The sequence below is a fragment of the Candidatus Pelagibacter bacterium nBUS_30 genome, assembly GCF_051201245.1.
Lineage (GTDB): Bacteria > Pseudomonadota > Alphaproteobacteria > Pelagibacterales > Pelagibacteraceae > Pelagibacter.
The window spans coordinates 1,168,139-1,180,653 of the sequence record NZ_CP172842.1 but is presented as its reverse complement, the minus strand read 5'-3'; the positions used below and the strand labels follow the sequence as shown (position 1 = coordinate 1,180,653).

Below are 12,515 nucleotides of genomic sequence, written 5' to 3'. Positions count from 1 at the left end.
ATGTCTGTATTAGTAAACAAAAATACAAAAGTAATTTGTCAGGGCTTCACAGGAGCACACGGAACTTTTCATTCAGAGCAAGCAATTAAATATGGAACAAATTTAGTTGGTGGAGTTACCCCTAAAAAAGGTGGTCAAAAACATTTAGATAGACCAGTTTATAATAGTGTTATTGAGGCTAAAAATGAAGTTGGTGCAGACGCAACAATGATTTATGTGCCAGCTAAATTTGCAGCAGCTGCAATTATAGAAGCAATAAATGCATCAGTTGAATTGATTGTATGTATTACAGAGGGTATCCCTGTTCAGGATATGCTTAAAGTAAGACAAAAATTAAATGGCTCACAGAGTAGATTGATTGGACCAAATTGTCCGGGAATAATTACACCAGATGAATGTAAAATTGGAATTATGCCAGGAAATATTCATAAACGTGGTTCAGTTGGAATTGTATCTAGATCTGGAACTCTTACCTATGAAGCGGTTGCACAGACAACTGAAAATGGTTTAGGCCAGTCAACTTGCATAGGTATCGGAGGCGACCCAATTAATGGAACAAATTTTATTGATTGTTTGGATTTATTTTTAAATGACGAAGAGACTGAATCTATTTTAATGATAGGAGAAATTGGTGGAACAGCAGAAGAAGAAGCTGCAGAATTTGTTAAAAATCATAAGATCAAAAAACCTATTGTTGGGTTTATTGCTGGAATTACAGCTCCTCCAGGAAGAAGAATGGGTCATGCTGGAGCAATTATTTCAGGTGGAAAAGGTGGTGCAGAGGATAAAATTAAAAAAATGGAAGAATCTGGAATTACAGTAGCTAAATCCCCTTCAATAATTGGAAAAACTTTATTTAATAAATTGTCAAATTGAAAAATAAAATAAGAGGATTATATTAAATATATAGATGTCAGCATCAAAAAATCTCGAATACGAAAAAACCTCATTTTTAAACAAATCTAATAGTACATTTATTGAGCAAATGTATCTTAAATTTATCAATAAAGACGCAGACCTACCTGAAAGTTGGAAAGATTACTTTGAAGGAATTGGAGATGAATTAAATATTATTGCAAAAGAAATAAATGGACCTTCATGGGGGCCAAAGAAAAACAAAGTAGATATCGATGAACTGCAGAAAAAAATAGATCAAGAAGAATTAAGTTCTGACAATGTTGTTTCAAATTTAAGTGGTACTAACTTAAATTCACCTAGATCAAACGAAGATTCAATTAAAGCAGTCTCAATGATTAGATCTTACAGACAAAGAGGACATCTTATAGCCAAACTGGACCCACTGGAATTAATTAAGTCAGACTATCTAGATGAACTTCATCCAGAGTCTTTTGGTTTTAAAAAGACTGATTACGAAAAAAATATTTATCTAGGTGGGGTAATAAACAGAGAAAATTCAAATATTAAAGAGATATTAGGATTTTTAAAAAAAACTTATTGTGGACCAGTTGGTTATGAATATATGCATATTTCAAATCCAACAGAGAGAAAATGGTTTAGAGATAGAATTGAAAAATCAAAAGATAATTTAAATTTTACCAAAAATGGTAAAGAAGCTATTTTAAATAAATTAATTCAAGCAGAGGGTTTTGAAAAATTTCTTCATACAAAATATGTTGGAACCAAAAGATTCGGATTAGATGGTGGAGAAAGTTTAATACCTGCACTAGAACAAATAATTAAAATTAGTGGACAATCCCAAGTTAAAGAAGTTAAGATTGGAATGTCTCACAGAGGAAGATTAAATGTTTTAGCTAATGTGCTACAAAAATCATACAAAAGAATCTTCAATGAATTTGCTGGGGAATTTGGCACTTCATCTGATGAGGGTGCAGGAGATGTTAAGTACCACTTAGGCGCTTCATCTAATAGAGAATTTGATGGAAATTCTGTGCATGTGAGTTTAACTGATAACCCTTCTCACCTAGAGGCAGTTAATCCAGTTGTATTAGGCCAAACAAGAGCAAAACAATATTTTCATAAAGATAAAGAAAGAAATAAAGTTATACCAATTTTAATTCATGGTGACGCTGCTTTTGCAGGTCAAGGTGTTGTAGCTGAATGTTTTGCTATGTCTGGATTACCGGGTCACAACACAGGTGGTACAATTCATATAATAGTAAATAATCAGATAGGATTTACTACTAGCCCAAGATTTGCTCGGTCATCACCGTATCCTTCTGATGTTGCAAAAATGGTTGATGCTCCAATAATCCATGCAAATGGAGATGATCCAGAAGCAGTTGTTTATGCGGCTAGAATAGCAACCGAGTTTAGATTAAAGTTCAACAGAGATGTAGTTGTAGATCTAATTTGTTATAGAAGATTTGGTCACAACGAAGGAGATGAACCATCGTTTACTCAACCTTTGATGTATGAAAAAATTAGATCGCATCCTTCAACAACAAATGTTTATGGAAAAAAACTTGTAGCCGAGAATGTTATATCAAGTGAAAGTTTAGATGACTCAATTAAGACTTTTAAAAACTTACTCAACGATCAGTTTAAAAATGCAAAAGATTATAAGCCAAAAATAGCCTGGTTTGAAGGAACTTGGTCAGCTTATAAACCAGAAAAAGGAAAAGATAAAAGAGGTGTGACAGGGGCAGATACCAAAAAGCTTTTAGAAATTTCTGAAAAAGTAAATGCATCTTCAGATGAATTAAATTTACATAAAACAATAGTCAAAATATTAAATAATAGAAAAGAAGCTGTTAAGAGTGGATCTAATATTGATTGGTCAACAGCTGAAGCTTTAGCATTTGGATCTCTTTTAGAAGAGGGTTATCCAGTAAGATTAGTTGGTCAGGACTCTGGAAGAGGAACCTTTAGTCAAAGACATTCTGTTTTAAGAAATCAAAAAAATAATAGTCGATATGTACCTTTGAATAATATTTCAAATAATCAAAAACAATTTGAAGTTGTTGATAGTTTTTTATCTGAATTAGCTGTTTTAGGATTTGAGTATGGTTATAGTTTAGTTGAACCAAACACCCTTACTCTTTGGGAGGCACAGTTTGGAGATTTTGCAAATGGTGCACAAGTTGTTATTGATCAATTTATTGCATCAGGAGAAAGAAAATGGAGAAGAGCATCAGGATTAGTAATGCTATTGCCTCATGGGTATGAAGGTCAAGGACCAGAACACTCGTCTGCTAGATTAGAAAGATTTTTACAGATGTGTTCAAATGATAATATGCAGGTAATGAATTGCACAACACCTGCAAATTACTTTCATGCTCTTAGAAGACAAATGCACAGAGATTTTAGAAAACCGTTAATTATGATGACGCCTAAATCATTACTAAGAAACAAGTATTGTGTCTCAAATTTAGAAGATTTTAGTAAAACAAACTCCTTTCATAGAATACTTTGGGACCATGCAATAGATCCACAAACTAAAGGTTTTATAAAGTTAAAAGAAAGCTCTAAAATTAAAAAAGTAATTATGTGTTCGGGTAAAGTTTATTTTGATTTATTGCAGGCTAGAGAAAAATTAAAAAAAGATGATGTAGTTTTATTTAGAGTAGAACAACTTTATCCATTTCCAGCAAAAACTCTTGTAAAAGAGCTTAAACCATACGCAAAAAATGCTAAATTTTTTTGGTGTCAGGAAGAGCCTAAAAATATGGGTGCTTGGTTTTCTGTAAGAGATTATATCCAATGGACATTAGATACTATTAAGGCTAATAATAACTCAATTTCTTATATTGGAAGAAGTCCAGATGCATCACCTGCAACAGGATATGCAAAAAGACACGTTTCTCAACAACAAGAAATAATTAATAAGGTTTTTGATAATATAGATGAGTGAAAAAATTGTAGTTCCTGCTCTTGGTGAAAGTATTACTGAAGCAACTGTTGCAAAATGGTTAAAGAATGCTGGTGATGCAGTTGAAGCAGATGAACCTATTGTAGAGCTTGAAACAGATAAAGTTAACCTAGAGGTGCCATCACCAATAACTGGGGTCTTAACGGAAATTAACTCAAAAGACGGTTCAGTGGTAGAAGTTGGGGCTTTATTAGGCTCAGTATCAGAGAGTGGATCTCCAGGATCAGTTAAAAAAGAAGAAATTAAAAAAATTGAACCAACTTCAAAAGAAAACAATGTAATTAAATTAGATGCATCAAAAAAGGAGCCAAAAATTTTTGAGGAAAAACCAAAAGAAAAAACTCAAGAAGAAAAACCACTAGTTTTAACTAATGAAGTAATTGAAGAAAAAACAACTAATCAAAGTAATGAAAATCAAACACTTTCTCCAGCTGTTAGAAAAATAGTTGTTGAAAATAAAATAGATATTAATTCAGTCAAGGGATCAGGAAAAGAGGGAAGAGTTTTAAAGGGAGATCTTATTAGTTTAATGGGAGCTAATCCACAACCTTCAGAAAGAAAAACTCAGTACGGTCAAGAAGAAAGAATTAAAATGACCAGACTAAGACAAACGATAGCTAAGAGATTAAAACAAGCACAAGAAAATGCAGCTTTATTAACCACCTTCAACGAAGTTGACATGACCAATATTATGGAAATGAGAAAAGAAAATCAGCAAGATTTTCAAAGTCGATATGGAATAAAATTAGGTTTCATGTCTTTTTTTGTTAAAGCATGTGTTGTTGCATTAAAAAATTTCCCAGCAGTTAATGCTGAAATAGATGGAGATGAAATAATTTACAAGAATTACTATAATCTTAGTTTTGCTGTAGGAACTGAAAAAGGTTTGGTTGTACCTGTGTTAAAAAATGCAGATGAATTATCATTTGCTGATATTGAAAAAAATATTAAAGATATTTCAGAAAAAGCAAGAGATGGAAAACTAACTATTGAAGATCTTCAGGGTGGAACATTTACAATAAGCAATGGTGGTGTTTATGGATCGATGTTATCAACTCCAATTCTAAATCTTCCTCAATCGGGTGTACTCGGAATGCATAATATTGTCGAAAGACCCGTTGTTGTTGATGGAGAAATAAAAATTAGACCAATAATGTATCTAGCTTTGTCATATGATCATAGAATAATTGATGGAAAAGAGTCAGTTTCATTTTTAAAAATGGTTAAAGAAAATTTAGAAGACCCTAGAAGGTTATTTTTGGATATATAAATGTCGGAAAAATATCAAGCAGTAGTAATTGGAGGCGGTCCTGGTGGTTATGTTTGTGCTATCAGACTTGCTCAGCTTGGACTTAAAACCGCCTGCATAGAGTCAAGAGGATCACTTGGTGGAACTTGTTTAAATGTTGGGTGTATTCCTTCAAAAAGCTTACTAAACTTGTCTGAAGAATTTCATAAGGTCCAAAATTTATCTAATAAGGGGATTGAAGTTGGAGAAGTTAAGCTAAATCTTGAAAAAATGATGAAAAGTAAAGATAAAGCGGTGACCATACTTACTAAAGGTGTCGAGTTTTTATTAAAAAAAAATAAGGTAACTTATTATAAAGGAACTGGAAGCTTCAAATCTCAAAATGAAATCATAATTAAAGATGATCAAAATAAAGAGATTTCTATCGAATCTGAAAAAACAGTGATAGCAACTGGTTCTGTACCAGTATCCCTACCTGGAATAGAAACTGATGAGAAAGTTATTGTGTCTTCAACAGGCGCATTAAAACTAGATAAAGTTCCAAAAAAAATGGTTGTTGTTGGTGGTGGGTACATTGGATTGGAGATGGGCTCTGTTTGGTCAAGATTAGGTGCTGAAGTGCAAGTGGTAGAATTTTTAGATCACATTACTCCTGGTATGGATAAAGAAATTTCTTCAGAATTTATGAAGATTTTAAAGAAACAAGGTATTAAATTTAACATGCAAAATAAAGTTGAAGCTATCCAAAACAATAAAACAGGAACAGTTGTTTCAACAGTTGATCAAGATGGAAATAAAAATAATTTTGAATGTGATGTTGTACTTATTTCTGTTGGACGAAGAGCAAATACGAATGGTTTAAACTTAGAAGCTATTGGAGTTGAATTAGATGAAAGAAAAAGAGTTAAAACAAATAATATGTTTAAAACTAATATTGATAATATTTATGCAATAGGTGATGTTATAAGTGGACCAATGCTTGCTCATAAAGCGGAAGATGAAGGAATTGCAGTTGCAGAAAATATTGCAGGTCAATCAGGTCACGTTAATTATAACACAATTCCTGGTGTTATTTATACAACACCTGAAGTTGCATCAATTGGTAAGACAGAAGAACAATTAAAAGAATTAAATACAAAATATAAAATTGGTAAGTTTTCATTCATGGCAAACTCTAGAGCAAAAGCAATAGATGATGCAGAAGGTTTTGTAAAAATTCTAGCTGATGAAACTACAGATAAAGTTTTAGGTGCACACATTATTGGTCCTCACGCAGGTGAATTAATTGCAGAAATAGGTATTGCCATGGAATTTGGTGCAAGTTCAGAAGATATTGCAAGAACATGTCACGCTCACCCAACATTTTCAGAAGCTGTTAAAGAAGCAGCATTATCAGTAGATAAAAGAGCAATACACTCTTAATTCTAAAATAATTATTTTAAATAACCAAGTTCTTTCATTTCATTTGAAAGTTTTTGCTCAATTTCATTTTTTATTTTAAAATCTAAAGAATTTTCCCAGTTATTTTCAGGGCCTAGATTAAAAAATTTTATCTTATTATCAGTTGATTCATATGCATTTTCTTTAAATCTACCTTTACCCTCAAGAAGCTGGAGGTTTTTAAAATTTGTAGTTTTTATAATGTTGTTATTTTTTTCAGTATTAGTTTCAATTGACATAAATTTTTTTAAAAAGGTAATAATTCTTATCAACTCATCTAGCGGTTTTGTAATTAAATCTTCATACCTAATTAAAAGATAGTTATCATTATTTTTTTTCCAAAATTTGTAATGCTCTTGCCAGCTACCAAGAATAGATGTTAAATTTTCTTTTTTTTTCTCTCCAAACTTTTTATAACCACCAATATATCTAGGACTTAGTAAAAAATTTTTAGATTCTTCGAGTGATTTGCTGTAGTGATTCGATATTGAACTAACTAAATTTCTGGGATCTCTAACAATATAAATTGTAGCTAATGTATTTTCTTTATTAGTAAAACTTGATTTGCCAATTTTACAATTAAGATGATGAGTTTTAAAAAATTTAACTTTATTATCTAAATTTATGAAATCTTGAGCCTTTATCCAATATTTCATTATTTCATTTAAATTACCAATATCATTTGTAAATCTTCTAAAATGTTTAGCTGTTGGAAACTGTCTAATATTTTCCAATAAATCAAAATTAAAAATTCCGTCATTAGTATAAATAAGAGAAGCAATGATGGATCTGACCCAAGTATTCCCACTTTTGGGATAAGAAGCTAACCAAATAATCATATGAGATTATATTATATAATTTTGAAAATTTTTATTAAGTGTTAATTTGTGATATTTATTCATATTATTATTATCATTTATTCATATTATCACAAAAATGAAATATCCGATTCTTTTACCAAATATATTTAATCATCCATTCACATATGAAAGTGATATCAATTTGAAGACAGGTGATTATGTTGTTGTTCCTTTTGGTAAGTCTAAAATAACAGGTGTTGTTTGGGATGAGTTTGAAAAAAAAAATAATAGAAATTTCAAGATAAAGAGTGTTTTAAAAAAATTAGATGTTACTCCATTAAAAAAAAAGACCATTAAATTTCTTAACTGGTTTTCTGAATACAATATAGTTCCAAAAGGAATGGCTTTAAAACTGGTCTTATTAAGCAATAATGACATGGAAAAAATTCAAAAAGATGCATACAAAGTTTTTGATACAAATATAAAAAAAAATTCAATAAAACTTTCTGAAGAACAAAAAAAATCTCTTAAAAAAATGAATATTTCTAACCAAAAATTTAGGGTTCATGTTCTTCAGGGGACAACTGGTTCGGGAAAAACTATGGTGTATTTTGAGGCTCTTAAAAACATTATAAATAATGGTTTTCAAGGCTTAATTTTATTACCAGAGATTGGTTTAACAGGTGAGTTTGAAAAAAAATTTATAGAGTTTTTTGGTTTTACCCCAGCAGTTTGGCATTCCGGTATTACAAAAAAAAAGAAAGAAATTATTTGGAGTGGAATTGCAAATGGAGAAATTAAAGTTGTCATTGGTGCCAGATCATCATTATTTTTGCCATTTAAAAATCTAGGATTAATTATTGTTGATGAAGAGCATGATCAATCATACAAACAAGATGAGGGTGTTACCTATAATGCAAGAGATATGGCTATTTCAAGAGCGTCATTTGAAAATATCCCTATCAATTTAATTACAGCTGTTCCATCAATTGAAACTTATGAAAACATAAAAAAAGGTAAGTATAGTATTTCTAAATTAGAAAAACGTTACCAAGATGCATCATTACCAAATTATGAAATAATTAATCTTAATGAAGCAAAACTAGAAAAACAATCATGGCTCTCGAAAAAAATAATTGATAAAGTAAATTTTCATCTCGATAAAAATGATCAAGTATTATTTTTTTTAAATAGACGTGGGTTCTCTCCGCATGTACTTTGCAACAAATGCTTTAATAGTTATTCGTGTCCAAATTGTTCAATTAATTTAGTTTATCATAAAAATAAAAATAATTTATTATGTCATTATTGTGGTTTTAAATCTTCTTTGAAAAGAACTTGTGTAAAAGATGGTGACTGTGAATTTATTTTTAGTGGCCCTGGAGTTGAAAGAATATCTGAAGAGGTTAAAAGAAACTTCCCATCAAAAAAAATTGAAATCTTCTCAAGTGATACCATGAATAAAAAAGACTCTAGTGATAAATTAGAAAAAATAATTAATAATGAAGTTCAAATTATAGTCGGCACGCAGTTAATCTCTAAAGGTTTTCATTTTCCAAGCCTTAATTGTATTGTTGTAGTTGATATTGATCTATCCTCACAAGGACATGATTTAAGAGGAGCTGAAAAAAATCTACAGTTGTACCACCAACTTTCTGGACGAGCAGGAAGAACAGGTAAACCTGCTACAGTGTATTTTCAAACTTACAACACCAATACTAAAATGATTTCAGATTTAACAAATAGTAATCCTGATATTTTTCTTGATAGAGAGTTAGATATTAGAAGACAAAATAAGCTTCCACCATTTCAAAGATTTATTTCATTAATCCTGACAGGAGACAATGAAGTAAAATTAGAAAAAGAAGCTTTTTATTTTAAAAACTTTATCGAAAAAAAAATTAAAGGAAAAGTCTTAGGACCAGTCAGTGCGCCTATTTTTAGATTAAAAAAGAAATTTAGAATAAGAATATTAATTAGAGGTTCAAAATCTCTTGAATTACAGAATTCAATCACTGAAATTATCCCAAATTACAAATTTTCATCAGGAATAAAACTTTCAGTTGATGTTGATCCAATAAACTTCAATTAACCTTTAAAAAAAGGACTTTTAAACAAATGTGCTACTTGAAGACATTATAGTCATATGCTAATTAGAGCGTGATTTTAAAATAATCTTCAACATAACAGAGGTACCAAGTTGAGTAAAAATAAGGGATTTTCAATAACTTCAGCTGAAAGATATTCTTTAGCTTTATATGAGCTTGCAAATGAAAACAGTGTTCTTATACAAGTAGAAGATCAATCTTCATCTATTTTAAACTTAATTTCATCTAGTAAAGATTTTTCTGATCTGATTAAAGATCCAACAAATAACCAAGAAGATCTTTTAAAAGTTATAGATAATATTTCTAATAATAATAAATTTGAAAGTTTATTAAAAAATTTCTTAAGTTTTTTAATTACTAAAAGACGTTTTTTTTATGTTGAGCAAATCTTAAAGAGCTTTATTGAAACATGTTCTCAAAAAAGAGGAGAATTAAAAGCAGAATTAAAATCTGCAAAAGAATTATCTGGTGATGAAATATCAAAAATTACTGATGAGCTTACTAAAAATTTTAGCTCAAAAATAAAATTAAACTACAAATATGACGAAAGTTTAATAGGAGGTTTAATAGTACAAGTTGGAAGCACTATGGTTGACACCTCAATTAAAAATAAATTACAACAAATCGAAAACAGAATGATAGAGGCATAAATGGAAATAAATCCTTCAGAAGTAACAAAGATACTAAAAGAACAAATTAAAAATTTTGGTGATAAAGCAGAAGTAACTGAGGTTGGGCAAGTATTATCAGTAGGAGATGGTATTGCTAGAATTTATGGTCTTGATAATGTTCAAGCTGGAGAGATGGTTGAGTTTGCAGATGGATCTAAAGGTATGGCCTTAAACTTAGAAAGTGAAAACGTTGGGGTTGTAATTTTTGGAGATGACAGAAATATTAGAGAAGGCGATACAGTTAAAAGAACTGGAAATATTGTTGATACTCCAGTTGGAAAAGAATTATTAGGTAGAGTTGTTGATGGATTAGGAAATCCAATTGATGGCAAAGGACCTTTAGATAAAAGTGTTAAAAAAAGTAGAGTTGAAGTAAAAGCTCCAGGAATTATTCCTAGACAATCAGTTAGTGAGCCTATGCAAACAGGGCTTAAATCTATTGATAGTCTAGTTCCAGTTGGAAGAGGTCAACGTGAATTAATTATTGGTGATAGACAAACAGGTAAAACTGCAGTTGCAATTGATGCTATCATTAACCAAAAGAAAATTAATGAGTCTGGTGATGAGAAACAAAAACTTTATTGTATTTATGTTGCTATTGGTCAAAAAAGATCAACTGTAAGACAAATTCAAAAAACATTGGAAGAAGCAGGGGCAATGGAATACACAACAATCGTTGCTGCAACAGCATCTGACTCTGCACCACTTCAGTTTTTAGCACCTTATACAGGTTGCACAATGGGTGAATATTTTAGAGATAATGGAATGCATGGATTAATTATTTATGATGATTTGTCTAAACAGGCTGTTGCTTATAGACAAATGTCCCTATTGTTAAGAAGACCTCCAGGACGTGAAGCTTACCCTGGTGATGTATTCTATCTTCACAGTAGATTGTTAGAAAGAGCAGCAAAATTAAGTGATGAGCATGGTGGAGGTTCTTTAACAGCGCTTCCAATTATTGAAACACAAGGTGGTGACGTATCAGCGTTTATTCCAACTAACGTAATTTCAATTACTGATGGGCAGATTTTCTTAGAAACTGAACTTTTTAACCAAGGGATAAGACCAGCGATTAACGTAGGTTTATCTGTTTCAAGGGTTGGTTCTTCAGCACAAACAAAAGCGATGAAAAAAGTTTCTGGATCAATGAAATTAGAGTTAGCACAGTATAGAGAGATGGCTGCTTTTGCTCAATTTGGATCTGATCTAGATGCTTCAACACAACAACTTTTAAATAGAGGTTCAAAATTAACTGAACTTCTTAAACAAAAACAATACTCACCAATGACAGTAGCTGAACAAGTGATTTCTGTCTTCTGTGGAGTAAAGGGATATTTGGATGATATTGAATTAAAAGATATTGCTGAATTTGAAAATAAAATCATTGAAAAATGTAAGTCTGATAAACCTGAAATAATTGATTCAATTCAAAGCTCAGGTAAACTTGAAGATGATAAAGAAAAATTACTTATTGAAGTAATAACTCAATTAAAGGAAAACTTTAAATCTTAATTTATTATGGCAAGTTTAGACGACCTTAAAAAAAGAATAGCTAGTGTAAAATCTACACAGAAAATTACAAAAGCTATGAAGATGGTAGCGGCAGCAAAACTTAGAAGAGCTCAAGAGAGCGCTGAGAAGGGAAGACCTTATTCAGAAAAAATGAATAATATAATTCTAAATCTTTCTAGTGGGATTTCTGACAAAGAAAATGCTCCAAAATTATTATCTGGATCAGGTAATGATAAGGTTCATTTATGTGTTGTGATGACTTCTGACAGAGGTTTGTGTGGTGGTTTTAACTCAAATATTATTAAAAAGGCCAAAAGTTACTTTGCTAAACTTTCAGAGGATGGGAAAGACTTAAAGATCATTACTGTTGGTTCAAAAGGTAACGACCAACTTAAAAGAGCCTATGGTGACAAGATAATTGCAAATATTTCATTTAAAGATTCAAAACATGCTAATTATTTTGATGCTGAAAAAGTTGGTAAAATGGTAATTGAAAAATTTGGAGCTGAAGAGTTTGATGTTTGTACTATTTTTTACAACCAATTTAAAAATGTAATTACTCAAATTCCTCAAGCACAACAAATAATTCCTTTAAATGTTGAAAATTCAGAGGATGATAAATCTGAGGATAGTTATGAGTTTGAACCAGATGAAGATGAAATTTTAAGCAATTTATTGCCAAAAAATATTTCAACACAAATATTTAAGGCAATGTTAGAGAATTCAGCTAGTGAACAGGGCTCAAGAATGAGTGCAATGGATAATGCAACCCGAAACGCAGGTGAAATGGTTGACAAGCTTACTATTGAGTATAATAGAAGTCGTCAGGCAGCAATTACTAAAGAACTAATAGAAATCATATCAGGAGCAGAGAGTTTATAA

Annotated in this window: 9 protein-coding genes; 8 read left to right on the top strand and 1 reads right to left on the bottom strand. The window is 30.7% G+C overall.

Features of this window, described 5'->3' with window-relative positions; translation table 11 throughout:
* From sucD to lpdA, 4 genes are read left to right on the top strand one after another with little or no spacing between them, the layout of a single operon-like run.
* The gene (sucD, locus tag ACIJYE_RS06410; protein ID WP_435090077.1) at positions 1–876 is read left to right on the top strand and encodes a succinate--CoA ligase subunit alpha; all 876 of its coding nucleotides are present in this window, start codon (positions 1–3) and stop codon (positions 874–876) included.
* Between the two features lie 34 nt (positions 877–910).
* Positions 911–3,832 (top strand): 2-oxoglutarate dehydrogenase E1 component, encoded by a 2,922-nt coding sequence (locus ACIJYE_RS06405; RefSeq protein ID WP_435090076.1) that lies wholly within the window; start codon positions 911–913, stop codon positions 3,830–3,832.
* A complete protein-coding gene (gene odhB, locus ACIJYE_RS06400; RefSeq protein ID WP_435090074.1) occupies positions 3,825–5,120 on the top strand; it encodes a 2-oxoglutarate dehydrogenase complex dihydrolipoyllysine-residue succinyltransferase in 1,296 nt (431 codons plus the stop codon). Before ACIJYE_RS06405 ends, odhB begins: the two co-directional genes overlap by 8 nt.
* On the top strand, positions 5,121–6,521 hold the full coding sequence (gene lpdA, locus ACIJYE_RS06395) for a dihydrolipoyl dehydrogenase (RefSeq protein ID WP_435090072.1): 1,401 nt from the start codon (positions 5,121–5,123) through the stop codon (positions 6,519–6,521).
* Between the two features lie 11 nt (positions 6,522–6,532).
* On the opposite strand, the gene ACIJYE_RS06390 is transcribed toward lpdA, so the two are convergent.
* Positions 6,533–7,378, bottom strand: coding sequence for a sulfotransferase domain-containing protein (locus ACIJYE_RS06390; protein WP_435090071.1), 846 nt, complete (start codon positions 7,376–7,378; stop codon positions 6,533–6,535).
* Positions 7,379–7,475: 97 nt separating this feature from the next.
* On the opposite strand from ACIJYE_RS06390, the gene priA reads away from it, so the two are divergent.
* The 4 genes from priA (at position 7,476) to ACIJYE_RS06370 (ending at position 12,515) form a co-directional block, all read left to right on the top strand.
* Entirely contained in the window at positions 7,476–9,431 is a 1,956-nt protein-coding gene (gene priA, locus ACIJYE_RS06385) for a replication restart helicase PriA (protein WP_435090069.1), read from the top strand.
* Between the two features lie 108 nt (positions 9,432–9,539).
* Positions 9,540–10,097 (top strand): ATP synthase F1 subunit delta, encoded by a 558-nt coding sequence (atpH, locus tag ACIJYE_RS06380; protein WP_435090068.1) that lies wholly within the window; start codon positions 9,540–9,542, stop codon positions 10,095–10,097.
* Complete coding sequence (gene atpA / locus ACIJYE_RS06375) at positions 10,098–11,633, top strand: F0F1 ATP synthase subunit alpha (RefSeq protein ID WP_435090067.1); 1,536 nt, start codon at positions 10,098–10,100, stop codon at positions 11,631–11,633.
* A 6-nt stretch (positions 11,634–11,639) separates the two neighbouring features.
* Complete coding sequence (locus ACIJYE_RS06370) at positions 11,640–12,515, top strand: F0F1 ATP synthase subunit gamma (protein ID WP_435090066.1); 876 nt, start codon at positions 11,640–11,642, stop codon at positions 12,513–12,515.

Coding starts and splice junctions, on each gene's coding strand:
- atpA (WP_435090067.1), top strand. CDS start 10,098: ATGGAAATAAATCCTTCAGAAGTAACAAAGATACTAAAAGAACAAATT.
- odhB (WP_435090074.1), top strand. CDS start 3,825: ATGAGTGAAAAAATTGTAGTTCCTGCTCTTGGTGAAAGTATTACTGAA.
- ACIJYE_RS06370 (WP_435090066.1), top strand. CDS start 11,640: ATGGCAAGTTTAGACGACCTTAAAAAAAGAATAGCTAGTGTAAAATCT.
- priA (WP_435090069.1), top strand. CDS start 7,476: ATGAAATATCCGATTCTTTTACCAAATATATTTAATCATCCATTCACA.
- lpdA (WP_435090072.1), top strand. CDS start 5,121: ATGTCGGAAAAATATCAAGCAGTAGTAATTGGAGGCGGTCCTGGTGGT.
- sucD (WP_435090077.1), top strand. CDS start 1: ATGTCTGTATTAGTAAACAAAAATACAAAAGTAATTTGTCAGGGCTTC.
- ACIJYE_RS06405 (WP_435090076.1), top strand. CDS start 911: ATGTCAGCATCAAAAAATCTCGAATACGAAAAAACCTCATTTTTAAAC.
- ACIJYE_RS06390 (WP_435090071.1), bottom strand. CDS start 7,378: ATGATTATTTGGTTAGCTTCTTATCCCAAAAGTGGGAATACTTGGGTC.